17 protein-coding genes are annotated in these 14,305 nt (G+C 69.1%); all 17 read right to left on the bottom strand.

Annotated features, from left to right (window positions below):
- Positions 1-265 precede the first annotated feature (265 nt).
- The gene (rplI, locus tag G6N56_RS17110; RefSeq protein ID WP_085256563.1) at positions 266-724 is read right to left on the bottom strand and encodes a 50S ribosomal protein L9; all 459 of its coding nucleotides are present in this window, start codon (positions 722-724) and stop codon (positions 266-268) included.
- Positions 725-748: 24 nt separating this feature from the next.
- Positions 749-1,006, bottom strand: coding sequence for a 30S ribosomal protein S18 (gene rpsR, locus G6N56_RS17105; protein WP_085256564.1), 258 nt, complete (start codon positions 1,004-1,006; stop codon positions 749-751).
- Positions 1,007-1,050: 44 nt separating this feature from the next.
- The gene (locus G6N56_RS17100) at positions 1,051-1,575 is read right to left on the bottom strand and encodes a single-stranded DNA-binding protein (protein ID WP_163645136.1); all 525 of its coding nucleotides are present in this window, start codon (positions 1,573-1,575) and stop codon (positions 1,051-1,053) included.
- A gap of 71 nt (positions 1,576-1,646) precedes the next feature.
- Complete coding sequence (gene rpsF, locus G6N56_RS17095) at positions 1,647-1,937, bottom strand: 30S ribosomal protein S6 (protein WP_068070741.1); 291 nt, start codon at positions 1,935-1,937, stop codon at positions 1,647-1,649.
- Between the two features lie 112 nt (positions 1,938-2,049).
- Positions 2,050-2,688 (bottom strand): DJ-1/PfpI family protein, encoded by a 639-nt coding sequence (locus G6N56_RS17090; RefSeq protein WP_085257473.1) that lies wholly within the window; start codon positions 2,686-2,688, stop codon positions 2,050-2,052.
- Positions 2,689-2,729: 41 nt separating this feature from the next.
- Positions 2,730-3,260 (bottom strand): HD domain-containing protein, encoded by a 531-nt coding sequence (locus G6N56_RS17085; RefSeq protein WP_085257472.1) that lies wholly within the window; start codon positions 3,258-3,260, stop codon positions 2,730-2,732.
- A 36-nt stretch (positions 3,261-3,296) separates the two neighbouring features.
- Positions 3,297-4,118 (bottom strand): inositol monophosphatase family protein, encoded by an 822-nt coding sequence (locus tag G6N56_RS17080; protein ID WP_085257471.1) that lies wholly within the window; start codon positions 4,116-4,118, stop codon positions 3,297-3,299.
- Positions 4,115-5,308, bottom strand: coding sequence for an alpha-D-ribose 1-methylphosphonate 5-triphosphate diphosphatase (locus tag G6N56_RS17075; RefSeq protein WP_142280759.1), 1,194 nt, complete (start codon positions 5,306-5,308; stop codon positions 4,115-4,117). Before G6N56_RS17075 ends, G6N56_RS17080 begins: the two co-directional genes overlap by 4 nt.
- Before the next feature lie 2 nt (positions 5,309-5,310).
- Positions 5,311-6,045: an ATP-binding cassette domain-containing protein gene (locus G6N56_RS17070; RefSeq protein ID WP_085257485.1), complete on the bottom strand. Its 735-nt coding sequence runs from the start codon at positions 6,043-6,045 to the stop codon at positions 5,311-5,313.
- 5 nt (positions 6,046-6,050) lie between these two features.
- The gene (locus G6N56_RS17065) at positions 6,051-7,880 is read right to left on the bottom strand and encodes an alpha-D-ribose 1-methylphosphonate 5-phosphate C-P-lyase PhnJ (protein ID WP_142280758.1); all 1,830 of its coding nucleotides are present in this window, start codon (positions 7,878-7,880) and stop codon (positions 6,051-6,053) included.
- Positions 7,877-8,986, bottom strand: a complete 1,110-nt coding sequence (locus tag G6N56_RS17060; protein ID WP_085257469.1) for a carbon-phosphorus lyase complex subunit PhnI — start codon at positions 8,984-8,986, stop codon at positions 7,877-7,879. The genes G6N56_RS17065 and G6N56_RS17060 overlap by 4 nt, the downstream gene beginning before the upstream one ends.
- Positions 8,986-9,567 (bottom strand): phosphonate C-P lyase system protein PhnH, encoded by a 582-nt coding sequence (gene phnH / locus G6N56_RS17055; RefSeq protein ID WP_085257468.1) that lies wholly within the window; start codon positions 9,565-9,567, stop codon positions 8,986-8,988. The genes G6N56_RS17060 and phnH overlap by 1 nt, the downstream gene beginning before the upstream one ends.
- Positions 9,564-9,995 carry a phosphonate C-P lyase system protein PhnG gene (locus G6N56_RS17050; protein ID WP_085257467.1) on the bottom strand — a complete coding sequence of 144 codons (432 nt, stop codon included), beginning with the start codon at positions 9,993-9,995 and terminating at the stop codon, positions 9,564-9,566. The genes phnH and G6N56_RS17050 overlap by 4 nt, the downstream gene beginning before the upstream one ends.
- On the bottom strand, positions 9,988-10,755 hold the full coding sequence (locus G6N56_RS17045) for a GntR family transcriptional regulator (RefSeq protein ID WP_085257483.1): 768 nt from the start codon (positions 10,753-10,755) through the stop codon (positions 9,988-9,990). Before G6N56_RS17045 ends, G6N56_RS17050 begins: the two co-directional genes overlap by 8 nt.
- A 99-nt stretch (positions 10,756-10,854) precedes the next feature.
- A complete protein-coding gene (gene phnE, locus G6N56_RS17040; protein ID WP_085257466.1) occupies positions 10,855-12,486 on the bottom strand; it encodes a phosphonate ABC transporter, permease protein PhnE in 1,632 nt (543 codons plus the stop codon).
- Positions 12,483-13,271 carry a phosphonate ABC transporter ATP-binding protein gene (phnC, locus tag G6N56_RS17035; RefSeq protein ID WP_085257482.1) on the bottom strand — a complete coding sequence of 263 codons (789 nt, stop codon included), beginning with the start codon at positions 13,269-13,271 and terminating at the stop codon, positions 12,483-12,485. Before phnC ends, phnE begins: the two co-directional genes overlap by 4 nt.
- The gene (locus G6N56_RS17030) at positions 13,268-14,230 is read right to left on the bottom strand and encodes a phosphate/phosphite/phosphonate ABC transporter substrate-binding protein (protein WP_142280757.1); all 963 of its coding nucleotides are present in this window, start codon (positions 14,228-14,230) and stop codon (positions 13,268-13,270) included. The genes phnC and G6N56_RS17030 overlap by 4 nt, the downstream gene beginning before the upstream one ends.
- Positions 14,231-14,305: the final 75 nt, after the last annotated feature.

Here is a 14,305-nt window from a genome sequence, read left to right as displayed (position 1 = left end):
CATACAGCGCGGCCCTTTTGGTGTGGACAAGAATCTCTACGGCGTGTCGCCGCAGGTTACTGCGTCGGGCGTGTTGGCTTTCGGCTACGTTTTCCCAGCGTTACGTCAGGGTAAAGGGGCTGGCCGGGAACCCGACCGGAAAGTGTTCGCTAGCGCAGCCGTTCGCGACCGCCTGCCGACCGGTCGCTGGGAGCGCGCACTGCGCAAACGAGATCCGGCGGCGGCCAACCAAGGCCACCGCCGGATTCAAGCTAACGCGCGCGGATTAGCTGGCCGCGACGACGTCCAGAGCCACCTCGAGATTGACCTCGGGATGCAGCCGCACCGACACCTGGTGGGTGCCGACGGACTTGATGTGCGCCTTGGGCAGGCGGACGATCCGCCGGTCGAGGTTCGGGCCGCCGGCCTTCTTGATGGCCGCGACGACGTCACCGGCGGTCACCGAACCGAACAGCTTGCCCGAGTCGGCCGCGGTCTTCACGGGCAGCGACACCGGGCCGAGCGCCTCGATCTGCGCCTTGATCTCGTTGGCGTGCTCGAGGTCGCGGACCGTCTTCGTTTCCCGCGCCCGGCGAATGTCCTCGGCCTGCTTCTGCGCCCCACGTGAGGCGACGATCGCCAGGCCCCGCGGGAGCAGGAAGTTGCGGCCGTAACCGTCCTTGACCTCTACCGCGTCCCCGACGGTGCCGAGGTGGTCGACGTCAGCCGTCAATATGAGCTTCATGATTGCGTACTTTCGGTTGGGCGGTTATCGCGCCGAGGACGTGAACGGCAGCAGTGCGACCTCGCGGGCGTTCTTCACCGCGGTCGCGATGTCACGTTGGTGCTGAACACAATTCCCGGTCACACGACGCGCCCGGATCTTGCCGCGCTCGCTGATGTAGGTGCGCAGGAGCGTGGTGTCCTTGTAGTCGATCGACTGTCCCTTTTTTGCGCAGAACACACACTTGCGCGCCTTGACCGGCTTCTCCGGCGCTGGACGCCGCTTGCCTGATGACTTGGCCATTTCTGTCTTTCTTTCGTTTTCCTACTGGTCGTTAAGTTCGTGGGTCAGAACGGTGGTTCGTCGTCGCCGCCGCCGAACGAGCCCGATGCGGGAGCGCTGCCCCATGGATCGTCGCCCGAGCCGCCGCTAGCCTGCGGTGCCGCCTGGCGCGATCCCCCGCCGCCTCCGCCGCCAAAGCCGCCGCCGCCCCCGCCCCCGCCGCTGCGGCTGGCCTTGTTGACCTTGGCGGTCGCGTATCGAAGCGACGGGCCGATCTCATCCACCTCGACCTCGACGACGGTGCGCTTCTCGCCTTCGCGGGTCTCGAAGGACCGCTGCTTGAGGCGCCCGGTGACGATCACCCGCGAGCCGCGGGTGAGGCTCTCGGCGACGTTCTCCGCCGCCTCGCGCCAGATGTTGCACCGCAGGAACAGCGCCTCGCCGTCCTTCCACTCCCCGCTCTGGCGGTCGTAGATACGCGGCGTCGACGCCACCGTGAAGTTGGCGACGGCAGCACCCGACGGAGTGAACCGCAGCTCGGGGTCCGCGGTCAGATTTCCGACAACGGTGATCGTGGTGTCACCAGCCACAGTTTCCTCCTCGTTCCGCCCTGGTCATGAGTGTCTCGCTGAGCGTACGCAGCGGCGCCGACGGCGGACAGTCAGTGCTTGTCGGTGCGCATCACCTTGGTGCGCAGGACCGATTCGTTGAGGCTGAGCTGGCGGTCGAGCTCGGACACCGTCGCGGGCTCGGCCTTCAGGTCGATGACGACGTAGATGCCCTCGGCGTGCTTGGCGATCTCGTAGGCCAATCGGCGCCGGCCCCAGATGTCGACCTTGTCGACGCTTCCGCCGTCTTTGCGGACGACGTTGAGGAACGTCTCCAAGGACGGGGCAACGGTGCGTTCGTCGAGCGTGGGGTCAAGAATGACCATGATTTCGTATGGACGCATGGAAACCTCACCACCTCCTCTGGTCTCAAGCGGCCACGGACTGTCCGCGGCAGGAGGGTCGCCTGCGTCGGCAACCGCCCCAGGGTACCGGATGTTCAGCCCGGCCAAGAAATCACTGCCGCGCGCGCAGATACTCTTCGGCCCGGGCCACCGTCTCCGGACCGGCCTTGTCCAGGGCGCCCGAGTCGAAGGGCGGTTGAGGGTCGTATTCGATGATCAATTGCGCGGCCTCGGCGGCCTGCCGGTCGACCAGCAGCTCCACCAGCCGCAGGGCCATGTCGATGCCACTGGACACGCCCGCGGCGGTGAGAATGCGCTGCGGCAGGTGCTCGACGACCCGGTCGGGCACATAGCGGGCGCCCAACCGGTTGAGCAGGTCACCGGCCCGCCAGTGCGTCGTCGCCGTCAGGCCGTCCAGCACACCCGCGGCGGCGAGCAGCAGCGAGCCGGTGCACACGGATGTGGTCAACGTCGTGCTCGCATGTACCGATCGCAGCCAGTCCACGATCGTCTCGTCGCGGATCAGTTGGCGGGTCCCGATGCCGCCGGGACAGACCACCACATCGGGGGTGCGAACCTCGTCGAACCGCGCGTCACACGCCAGGCCAAGCATCCCGTTCTCGGTGCGCACCTCGCCCCGTCGGTGCCCGACGAACACCACGTCGATCGACGGAATGCGTTGCAGCACCTCGTAGGGACCCACCGCGTCGAGCGCGGTGCACCTCGGGAACAACGGGATCGCGACCTGCATCGTGCAATCATGCCCGGTCAGGCGGTCAGGCGGTCAGGCGGTCAGGCGGTCAGGCGGTCGTAGGCGTCGAGCACCTCGGCAACGCTGAGCACCGGTCCGTACGGATCCTTGGCGTCATCGTCCCAACGCCGCACCATGACAGCGTCATCGGCGCCGGGGTAGGCGCGAAAATCGGCGACCTCCGCCGCGCTCATTGAACCGCCCTGGCGTTTGAGTGAAGCGACGGAGGCCGGGCTGAGGTGGGCGCGGTAGCCGGGGTCCGTGGCCACCAGGTACCTCTTGGCGGGCACGTGCTGGGCGATGATCCAGGCGGCCCGCTCCCCGAGGTGTGCGCGCGCGAACTCCGCACCGGACAACTCGTGCGGCAACTCCGGCCATCGGGTGTGCACGGGTTCGGCCCGCCCGATGTCGTGCAAGGTGGCAGCCAGCAACAGCTCGTCATCGGCGCCGCCTTGCTTGGCGTACCAACCGGTCTGCAGGGCGTGGATGCGCTGGTCCACGGCTTCCCCGCCGTAGGGCAGACCGGCCAGCCCGTCGATGAGCGCGGCCAACGCTTCCCGGGTCAACGTCACGACGCCGCCCCTCCCGTCCTTATGCCCTGAGTGGCTTTATTGGTTGCCGCGCACGGTGGCGGCGAGTTCTTCGGCGAGCTCGGGTGTCGCGGCCACCACACCCGACCAGCGACGGCTCAGGTCGGGGTCGATTTCCAGCGGTCTGCCCCAGACATCCAACACCGCGCCTCCCGCCGCGGGCACCATCACCATCGCGGCGGCGAGGTCCATGATGCGATGGGTGTCCGAACCGGCGTCGGCGAAGGCGTCGGTGGATCCTTCGGCCACCAGCGCCGCCTCCAGGCAGCTGGTCGACAAGATTCGTACCCGGGCAGCCCGTTTGGTGACGCGCCACCAGGCGGCGTCATCCCCGCCGTGAGGGCGGAGCAGGCTTACCGCCGCACCGTCGAGGTCGGTGCGGCCGCTGCTGCGGTAGAGGGCCGGACGCCCCGCCACGGCGTGCCAGCACCGTCCGGTATCGAACCAGCAGGTCAACGCCTCGGTGGCGGTGCCATCGACCGCGATGACCCCGGCGAACGCCGAAAGCGGCACCCCGGCCGCGGCGTTGGCGGTGCCGTCGACGGGGTCGACCACCAAAGTCACCGACGAACCGTTGTCGACGGCCCCGATCTCCTCGCTGAGAAGATTGATGCGGTGGCGATTCGCCACGTCGGCCACCGCCATGTCGACCAGGATGTCCAGCCGCATCGTGGGGGTCCCGTCGGCGCCGATCTGCACCTTCTCGGCCAACGCCGCGCGGTCATGGCGAGCGCGGGCGGACCGGAACGCATCGGCCGCGGCGCGGGCCGCGTCGGCCAGCACGGGATTGACTCCGTCCGGCAACTGCGGTTCCGGTACCGGCCACCGGATGTGGCTCATCGGCCGCTGACCAGAACCGTACGGACCACCGGCCAGCGGCCGCTCGCGTCGATCAGCGCCAGGTCGGCGCGCAGGCCGGGCTGCAGCCGGCCGCGATCGGGCAGCCCCGCGACGGCCGCGGGACCCGAGGTCACCAACGCCACAGCGGCGTCCAGCCCGACCCGGCTGTCCTCGACGAGCCGGAACACCGCGGCCAGCAGGCTCGACGGCAGGTAGTCGGAGGCGATCGAGGTCACCAGTCCCCGCTCGATCAACTCCCGGCCGGACGCGTTGCCGTTGTGCGAGCCGCCGCGCAGCACGTTCGGCGCACCCATCACGACCGGCAGACCCCGGTCGCGTGCGGCCTCCGCGGCCGCGGCGGTGGTCGGGAATTCGGCGACGGCGCCCCCGCGCGCCACCAACTCATCGATCTCGGCCGCGGAGGTCGGGTCGTGGCCGAGCAGCCGGATCCGCGCGGCGTGCGCCTCCCTGGCGAGCCAACCCATCGCCTCGTCGCGGACGGCCAGCTTCCGGCCGCGTTCGATGATGAGGTTGTCGACCTGCAGGGTTGCCTCGTCGGCGGTCAAGCCGCGCGCGCCTCTGATGTATCGCTCGTAATAGGCGCGTTCGGTGTATTGCCCCTGCCCCGGGGTGTGGTCCTCGTGGGAGACGAGCGGCACCCCCGATTTGTCGGCGAGCCGTTCTTTAAGCGCCGCAAGGCCTTCCGCGCTGCGGACGTCGAGCCGGTACAGGATGCGGTGATCCAGCAGCCCGTCCCCGCGCCCTTCGATGGTGTCGCAGAACAGCACCGCGTCTTCGACCGTGCGCGGCACGCCACGGCCCATACCCTGCTCGAAACCGGCGCCGTGGAAGACCGTCGTCACACCGGCCGCGCGAAGCTTGCCCTCGAACGACAGCATCGCGAATTCCATGGGCAACTCCGCGCCGGGACGCGGCAGCCGCTCCTTTTCCAGCCCGTCGCTGTGCGTGTCCACCAGACCCGGAATGCACAGCAGGCCTTCTCCGTCCACGTCCGCCGACAGCGCGGGGCGGTGCGGTTCGACCGCCGCGATGATGCCGCCGCGCACCGCCACCATCGCGTCGTCGATCACGCGGTCCGGCAGCACGGCGCGGACATGCCCCAGCACGTAGTCCGCCGGCGGCGCCGCCAGGGGCCAGTGCTGCACTGTCCGTTCGAATACTTCGGTCATCGTCATGCCACTCCTGCGGTTTCGGCCGGCGGGCCGTCGTGAACGATGTGGCCGTCCCGCATGAGCACCACCCGGGAGGCCAGTCGCCGCATCGCATCCTGATCGTGGAAGACCGCGAGGACGGCGACCCCCTGAGCGGTCAGGGTCGCGATAAGTTCCAGAGCCGCTTCGCGGTTGGCCGGGTCGAGCGCTGACACCGGTTCGTCGAGCAGCAGTAGCCGCGGCGGACGCACCGTCCCCGCCGCCAGGTTCACCCGCTGCCGCTCGCCGCCGGAGAGCACCGAGCAGTCCACATCCCACAGCACCTCGTCAAGGTTCAGCCGTTGCAGGGCGACCGCGGCCGCGTCCCGGGCGTCGGCGCGCTCGACACCGCGCCGCCGAGCGGTGGCCGAAACGAACTCGAGCGGACTGGTGCGCGGCGGCGCGGTCAGAAACTGTGCGACATAGCCGAATTCGCGGCCCCGGACTCTGGCCATCGCCCGATCGGACAGCGCGGTCAGCTCGATCTGTTCGTCCGCCGCGGTGCGCAGCTCCACCGAGCCCGAATCCGGCAGGTAGTTGCGATTGATGCAGCGCAGCAACGACGACTTACCGGCTCCGCTCGGCCCGGCGAGCGCAACATGCTCGCCGGCCCGCACGTCGATGTCGACGTCACGCAGCGACTGTACGACGCGACCGTCGATGGTGTGCAGCGTGAACGACTTGCGCAGCGCGCGCACGGACAGTACCGGTGGCACAGCGATCACCTCCTGGCCGCGGCGACTAGCCGCTGGGTGTAGGGCTGGTGTGGATCACAGAACAGCTGGTCGGTCAGGCCTCGTTCGATCACCCGGCCCAGGTGCATGACCAGGGTGCGGTCGGTCAGCGCCTCGATTACCGAGAAATCGTGGCTGACCACAACGGCGGCGATGTCGCTCTCGGACAGCAACCCTCGCATCAGATCGAGCACGCCGGCTGCCACCGACGCGTCCAGACCGGTGGTCGGCTCGTCTAACAACAACACGGGCGGCTCGGTCGCCAGCGCTTTGGCGATCTGCACGCGCTGGCGCATCCCGCCGGAGAAAGTGCCCACCGGGTCGTCCATCCGGGACAACGGAACCTCAACGCGTTCAAGCAGTTCGGCGGCGCGATTGCGGATGTCGTGGTATCCGCGCCAACCCGCCGCGGTGAGCCGCTCGGCGATGTTGCCGCCGGCGCTGATCCGCAGGTCGAGACCGTCCGCGGGATTCTGGTGCACCACGGCCATTCCGTCCACCCTCAGCCGGCGACGCTCGGCGTCGGGCATCGTCAGCAGATCGGTCGCCCCGTCGTCCACGGTCGCCAGGTACACAGCACCCGCGGTCGCGCGTTCGTCGCCGATGACGCACGACAGCACGGTCGACTTGCCGGAGCCCGATTCCCCGATCACCCCCAGGGCCTCACCGGGCGCGACGTCAAAGGACACGTCCCAGGCCGCGACCACGGCGCCCGTGTTCGGGCTGATCGCCGTTCCGAATTCGGGACCGGTGCCCTCGGCCGCGTACACCCCGCCCGGTCCGTGCACCTTGCCGATCGAGTCCACCCGCAGCATCCACTCGGGACTGTCGACGGGGTTCTCACGCCGTCGGGTCGAGCCGAACGGCTGACCCTTCCGCGCGGTGGCACCGGCGCCGGCGCGGCGCCGGGGGTCGGGTAGCAGGTGCAGCGGCGCTCGACGTCGATGGGCCACACGGTCGGCGTCCCCGGCGCGAACGCGGGCGCACCACTCGGTGTCACTGCACACGAAACCGCCTGTGGGACCTGCCTCGACGAGGAAGGCGTCGTCGCTGCCGCACAGTCGGCAGACCGCGCCGTCGGCGTACTCCACCTCGAACGGCACATCGTCGAAGGTCAGCGGGACGACGTCGGTGTGGGGTGGCACCGCGAAGATGCGTTTTTCGCGGCCGGCCCCGAACAGGTTGATGTGCTCGCAGTGATGCAGCCGCGGGACGTCCCAGCGAGGAATCGGTGTCGTCGCCATGACGTAGCGCCCGGCAACCAGCACCGGGTAACCCGTGGTGCGGGTGATCATGCCGTTGCGGACGATGTCCTCGTACAGGCCCACCCACATTGCCGCGTAATCGTTTTCGGCATGCATGCGGGCGCACTCGGCCACCGACTTCTGCACCTTGCGCAGTGGCTCGGGCACCGGCACCTGATATACCAGGAGGTCACCGGCGGACAGAGCCTCCTCCGGGATGCGGTGGCGCGTCTGCACCACGCTCGCTTGCCGGGTGTCCGCCGACTGCGAACAACCGGTGGCGGCCGCGATCATCCGCCGCAGGTTGGTGGCGTTGACGCCGCCGTCGTCGCCCTGGTCGATGACTTTGACGGTGTCGTTCGCGCTGATGACCGCTAAGGTCACCTGCAAACCGCCCGAACCCCACCCGCGCGCCACGGGCATCTCCCGTGACCCGAATGGCACCTGGTAACCCGGCACACAGATGGCTGTCAATGCGGCACGGCGGATTTCGCGCTTGCCGCTTTCGTCGAGAATTGCCGACGGTGTCTCGTCTGCGGTGAGCTCGGCGAGCAGTTCGGCCGTGGTGGTCATTCGCAGTCCCTTCCGGCCGGTTCGGAAACTCGCACGGCGCGGGCCGCCCCGGCGGCCTGCAACGCCTGCTTACGCTCCACCATGGAACGGAATGTCACGTAGTGCGGGAGCTTGAGGTGCTCCAAGAAACCACCCGAGTCGAGCCCGTCGGTAGTGAGCAGCAGCAGCTGCTCCAGCGGGCCGGATCGGCCGAACCGGCGGTTGGCGATGTCGAGGTTCGCCATCGCGATTGCCTTGCGTTCGTTGTGGCCGAAGCACATTCCGTACCCGACGTCGAACCGGCTACGGTCTTCGTCGGCGCCGTCGAGATCCTCGATGGCTTCGGCCTCGGTGACCCGGAACTCGCCGATCGTGACCGGTTCGCCGCTGTGCGGGTGCCTGACCTGCAGCGGCAACCGACCGTGGCGCACCTCACCGAGGGTGACCTCGTGGATGTCACCGTCGGGTCCGAGGATCGAGCGGTACCACAACCCGACCAGCGCGCCGGTCTCCGCGCGCGCCATCGCCGCAAGCGTCGCCGAGCGAGGCGCCGGCGGCTGCGGTGGAGTTCTGGTGATATCAAACGGTTCCGGGTCGTCGCCGGTGCGATGATCGAGAACCAGGCCGGCCTCGCGCAGCAGGTCGAGGAATCGGCGCGGGGCGCGCTGTTCGGCGGTGCGCGGCCCCACCGGTCCGTCGCCTGGGTCGGCCGGCGGCGGCGGCGGGCCCGCTGGCCTGTCCAACAGCCGCCTGGTGTAGTCGGTGGTACGGCCCAGGAGCTGCGGGCCGTCCGGCGCCCGGAAGGCCGGCACGATCCGGCGCATGATCGTGATGCGGTCCGGATCGATCGGCTCGCTGACGGCCAGTCGCGGCAACGTGGAACGATGCGCGCGCAACAAGTGCGCGGCCTCCAACGGGTCACCTTCGGACTGACGCAGCGCGGCCGCCGCGGCGGACTCGTCGAACAAACCCGCCTCTCCCATCACCCGGTCGACGGCCAGCCGGAACCGCGCGACGATCTGCTCGGTGCTCGCCCACGGCACCGGGGCGAAATCGCGCGCTCGGCATACCAATTCCTCCGCGGCAAGGATGGCCTCCAGCCCGCCCCGGGCTCCGGAATAGCCCATCAGTGCTCCTCGGTGATCGTGGTGGTTCGCGGCAGCCCGACGACGCGACCGTCGTCGGTGACCAGCAGGATGTCGATGCCGGCCGGGTAGGCGCCGACGACCTCGGCGCGCGCGGCGACGAAGCCGGCCGCCGCGCCCCGCGGCGTGACGGTGGCCGTGCCACGGACGCCCGGTCCCGATACCGTCCACCGGCGGGGCCCACCGTGCACGTCGGCAACACCCAGCACCACCAAGGCAGCATCCTCGGGCGCCTCGGCCGAACCGCGGCTGAAGCCGCGCAACTCGTCGGCGGTGACCGGCCTCACCGCAGCCACCAAGCGTGCCATCTCAGCCGGCCAGATCGGCGCCGACGTGGCCGTGGCGACGGTGTCCGCCCACCGGCCCCCCGGGTTCTCCAGCACGCAGACCCCGATTGTCGGGTCGGCGAGCGCGACGACCGGAACGACGGCGGGCGCCAAGCTCTCCATCGTTTGCCGGGGCAGCGCCATCGGTGTGCCGGGCCGGGCCAGCGCTTCGAGCACCACGCGAAAGGCTTGCTGCGCTGCCACGGAGTCCAGCGCGGTCACGCCGGGCGCCGTCATGTCAGCTCCTCGAAAGTGACGATGGTAGGGGCGAGTTCGGCCCACTCGCGGTCCTCCCGCTCGGTGCGCCGGGCCACAACCGAGCGGCACAGCGCGTCGACGTCCGCGGCGTGGGGCCTGCCCGCCTCCGCCTCTGCGTCCAGCACCGCGGCGGCCAGCACTGCTGCCCGGTCGTCACCGAGGCGCATCGCCCAGCCCCGCTGGCCGGCCAGCTGCACCTCCGCGCGGCAGGCCAGCACGTCTCCGAGCAGGAATCGCTCGGCGGCCACCGGCTCGCGTACCTGGGCCGAGACGAACCCGACCTCAGGCTTCACCAGCACCCGCACGTCGGTACCGTCGGCCAGGCAGGCGTCGGCCAGTGCCCGTAATTCATCGGCCTCGGCCAGGGCGAGGAGGCCGCAGCGCTCAGCGCGGCCGAATTCATTCACCGCGTCGTCCTTCCCCTGAAGTCCCTATGACCGTCAGGTCCTCGAGTTCGACGACGACCCGGACGGCGTCCGCTCGTGTCCAGGCGCTGCTGCTCAGCAGGACCCGACCGCTCCGCGCATCGCGGCTGACGCTGTCGATGCGCCACACCGGCACGCTGGCCTCGATGCCCAAGTCCCGCAGGACTTCTGGCGGCGGAATGTCCACACAGGCGCGACACCACGCCCGGACCGGGCGCACCCCGCCCAGCTCGCGCAACGCCACGTCCACCGACTCGACGCTGCGCAGCGCGACGTCGAGGTCCGGCGCGGCGGCGACGGGGATCAGTTCCTGGGTCAACGAGGCGAGCAGGTCGTTGATGAAGAAGTGCCGCAGGATCCGATACACGGGCGTGCCCACCGGCCAGCCAAGCTGTTCGGCCTCCTCGGCGCCCAGCGCCACCCGTTGCACGCCCTTGGTCTGCGCCCGCGGCGTGGCACCGCTGGCGACCACCGTGGCGTGCCACGAAGGCGGCCGGGACCGCGAGATCACGTAGTCGATGCGCCGATTGACGAATGTGCCGGCGCCCTGGATCCGGCGGACCAGCATCCGCCGCTCCAGCTCCTGCAAGGCCGAGCGAGCGGCGGCCCGCCCGACCCCGAAGCGGCTGGCGAGCTCCGGCTCGCTGGCCACGCGGGTGCCGGGTTCACAGCCCACCAGCTCGCCGGCGAGCTGGTCGGCGATCTCGAGATATCTCGGGGGCGAAGCAGCGGTCGATCTCACCCCACCACGATTCGTCGCCGGGTTGTCCACACAAGTTCGCCGCGGCCAATACGGGCGTCCACGAAGGTGAACATCTGGAACAGTTGTCGCGAACCTGGCTCAGCTCAGCTGGTGACGCAGCCACAACGCCAGCGCTTCCACGACCAGAACGGTCGCAAACACCATGATCAATATCGTTGTGACCAAGCCGAATTCGAGGATCTGTGCGCCACTGAGCAGGTCGAAACCGATACCGCCGGCGCCCACAACGCCCAGCAGGGTGGCCGATCGAATGTTCACGTCCAGCTGGTAGAGCAGGTGCCCGACGAAGCTCGGCGCGGCTTGCGGCAGCGTGCCGGTGAAGAACACCTGCCAGCGGCCGGCGCCGGTCGCCCGGATGGCCTGCTCGGGGCCCGGGTCGATCTCCTCGAGCGAATCCGCGATCAGTTTGCCGAGCAACCCGATCGCGCCCACGCTGAGCGCCAACGTGCCCGCTACCGCACCCAGGCCCGTGATCACCACGAAGACCACCGCCAACACCAGCTCCGGGATCCCCCGGATCAGCACGACGAACATTCGGAATGCTTTGCCGACAAGGGGATTGGGCGCCACATTATGCGCCGCCAGGCACCCGACGGGCAGTGCCAGCACGGCGCCGATCACGGTGGCACCCAGCGCGATCTTCACCGTCAGCCACAAATCACCCAGCAGCTGTCCGAACATGCCCGCGGTGTCGGGCGGCCAGAACAGGCCGGCGTTGCGGCCGACGCCCCGCAGCGAACTCACAAAGTGGACCGGGTCGAGATCTGCCCCCCACGCCGACATCAGCACGACAAGCGCGGTCAGTGCGGCGTACCCGGTACGGCACAACCGTCGACGCGTCCATGGCGGGCTGATCCGGTCGCCGGTCCGCAGCGGCGCGCCGGCCTTCTCGCCGGTGTCGCGCAGCAACGCCCGCCGGATTGTCCCGGACAGCAGCTCCACCAGGATGCACAACACGAGAACGACTGCAGCCAACGCCATTCCGCGCCGGTAGTCCAGCTGCTTGAATGCGGTGGCGATCGCAAATCCCAGGCCGTTGACTCCGACGAAACCCAGCAGTACCGAGATCCGCAGATTGATGTCCAGGCGGTGCAATGCGGTCGCCACGAAGGCCGGCAGCACCTGGGGCAGAACACCGGAGATTAATTGCTGGCCCCAGCCCGCGCCGGTGGCGCGAATCGCCGAACGGGGCCCCTCGTCGATCTGTTCGATCGCGTCCGCGTAGAGCTTGCCGACCATACCCACCGAGTGCAGGCCCATCGCCAGCACGCCGGTCATCGCGCCGAGCCCGAAGATGCGCATGAAGACAATGGCCATCACCACGTCGGGGATGGCGCGGACCACGACGATCACCGTGCGGGCACCGTATCGGGCGCCGGGTGCGGGGGCGGTGTTGGCGGCGGCGAGGATTGCCAGAGGCGCACTGATGACCACCGACAGCACCGTTGCCGACACGACGATGGCCAGTGTCTGTGCGGCGAGTTCCAGCAGTTCGGCGGCGGGCGGAAAGTCCAGCGGCAGCATGCGCCCGGCGAAGTCCACCGCGTTGCGGCCACTGTCGACGAAGGTCGCGATGTTGATTCGCAGGTCGACGATCGCCCGGCAGCCCAGCGCGGTCAGGGCTGCGACAACCAGCCAGGCGGCCGTGTTGCCGATCCGCGGAGCGGCCAGCGTGCCGGCCGTGTCTGCAGTCGCGATGGAGGCGCTCACGCAGAAATGCCCGCGGCCAGCACCGGCCCGGCATCCACCTTCGTGTACAGCGACATCACGTCGTCGTGGTCGAGGCCCGCCACCGCGACGTCGAGCACCAGCCGGCCGGCGCGCAGCCCGACCACCCGGTCACCCCAATCCAGTGCCAGCCCAACCTGATGCAGGCTGCACAGGACGGTGAGGCGCTGCTCGGAGCTGATGTCGCGGATCAGCTGCATCACCTGCGCCGCCGATTCGGGGTCCAGCGAAGCCACCGGCTCGTCGGCGAGGAGGATATGCGGGTGCTGCATCAACGCCCTTGCCACGGCGACACGCTGCTGCTGGCCGCCCGACAAGGTGTCGGCGCGCTGAAAGGCGCATTCCGCCAGGCCAACCCGGTCCAGCTGGGTCAGGGCCTCACGCCGAACGTCCCTGGGATAGCTGGGCAATCCGAGCCGGGGCCAGCGCAGTCGGCCGAGGGCGCCGGTGCAGACGTTCTCCAGCACAGTGAGCCGGCCGACCAGATGAAACTGCTGGAAGACGAATCCGACCCGGCGCCGCAGGCGGCGCATTTCGGCACCGCCCGCCCGCCCCACATCCGTCCCCAACACCGTGACCGTGCCGGACGTGGGCCGCTGCAGGCCGTCGACATGGCGCAGCAGGGTGGACTTGCCTGAGCCGGACGGACCCAGTAGCACCGTGATCTCGCCGGTCGCGACAGTCAACGAGACGCCGTCAAGCGCCCGCAGCCCGGAACCGAATTGCTTGGTGACTTCGTGGAAGCGAACCGCCACGTCCGTCTTCACGGCTGCCCCGCACACTGCTTGGCGCGGGTGGTGCGGCACACGGTGCGAACACTGTCGTAGAACGAGTTGTCCACCTTCGCATAACCCCAACCGTTGACCTCTCCGACGTGTGTACACGCCGGCGTGCAGATGCCGCTCAAGTTCAGGTAGTCGAGGTTGGCCATCGCGAACGCGTTGGCGAGCTTGGTCTTGAGGTCGGGGGCGAGGTCGTCGCTGACCCCGATCGGCGACCCGGGGATCAGATCCGACTTCCACACCACGTTCAGCTGACCCGGCTTGAGCTGGCCCTTCCCGGGCAGCGTCGTATCGATCATGCTCTCCTGAGCGAAGCCGGCGTCGCACTGACCGTTGAGAACGGACAGCGCCGACGCGTCGTGGCCACCGGCGATCACCTGCGTGACGTCTCTGTTCGGATCGATACCCGCATTGATCAACGCTGCCGATGGGTACAAGAAGCCGGACGTCGAGTCCGGATCGACGAAACAGACCTTCTTCCCCCTGAAGTCGGCGATGCTGTTGATCCCAGATCCCGGGCGGGTGATGCCATAGGAGTGATAGCCGGGTGGGGCGCCCTTCACCGTGGTTTCGGCGGCGACCGGGGTGACTTTGACTCCGCTGTTCTGCGCGGTGACAAGCGAGAACGGGCCGTATTGCGCGATGTCCACCTTGTCGGTGCGCTCCGCCTCGATGACCGACGAGTAGCTGGTGGCGCTCTGGAACCGAACCTTCTTACCGGTTTGCCGCTGCAGCAACGTGACGAGCGGCTGGTAGGCCTGCTGCAAGCTCTGCGCGTTTTCCGACGGGACCGCGGCGAACACCAGCTCGTCCGGGTTGCGGCCGCCGAAGCCGCCGCCGTTCGAGCGGCTGGCATCCGCACTTTGTCCACACGCGGCCAGGGCCACCGCGGCCAGCACCGCGACCCCGGCGAAGCCGGACGAACATCGGGGGGCACGGATCATTGAGACGCTCCTTCTGGCCCGGGTCGGATACGCCGGACGTCCCGATGGTTCTGTCCTCCGGTGCAGCACAAGGGA

Source organism: Mycobacterium saskatchewanense (assembly GCF_010729105.1).
GTDB lineage: Bacteria > Actinomycetota > Actinomycetes > Mycobacteriales > Mycobacteriaceae > Mycobacterium > Mycobacterium saskatchewanense.
Note: the sequence above shows the minus strand (reverse complement) of the source record. Positions and strands in the feature narration are given on the sequence as shown.

Bases quoted from the DNA above. Each gene is read 5' to 3' on its own strand.
- G6N56_RS17080 (WP_085257471.1), bottom strand. From the start codon at position 4,118: ATGAGCCACATCCGGTGGCCGGTACCGGAACCGCAGTTGCCGGACGGA.
- rpsF (WP_068070741.1), bottom strand. From the start codon at position 1,937: ATGCGTCCATACGAAATCATGGTCATTCTTGACCCCACGCTCGACGAA.
- G6N56_RS17030 (WP_142280757.1), bottom strand. From the start codon at position 14,230: ATGATCCGTGCCCCCCGATGTTCGTCCGGCTTCGCCGGGGTCGCGGTG.
- G6N56_RS17060 (WP_085257469.1), bottom strand. From the start codon at position 8,986: ATGGGCTATTCCGGAGCCCGGGGCGGGCTGGAGGCCATCCTTGCCGCG.
- rplI (WP_085256563.1), bottom strand. From the start codon at position 724: ATGAAGCTCATATTGACGGCTGACGTCGACCACCTCGGCACCGTCGGG.
- G6N56_RS17075 (WP_142280759.1), bottom strand. From the start codon at position 5,308: ATGACCGAAGTATTCGAACGGACAGTGCAGCACTGGCCCCTGGCGGCG.
- rpsR (WP_085256564.1), bottom strand. From the start codon at position 1,006: ATGGCCAAGTCATCAGGCAAGCGGCGTCCAGCGCCGGAGAAGCCGGTC.
- G6N56_RS17090 (WP_085257473.1), bottom strand. From the start codon at position 2,688: ATGCAGGTCGCGATCCCGTTGTTCCCGAGGTGCACCGCGCTCGACGCG.
- G6N56_RS17065 (WP_142280758.1), bottom strand. From the start codon at position 7,880: ATGACCACCACGGCCGAACTGCTCGCCGAGCTCACCGCAGACGAGACA.
- phnH (WP_085257468.1), bottom strand. From the start codon at position 9,567: ATGACGGCGCCCGGCGTGACCGCGCTGGACTCCGTGGCAGCGCAGCAA.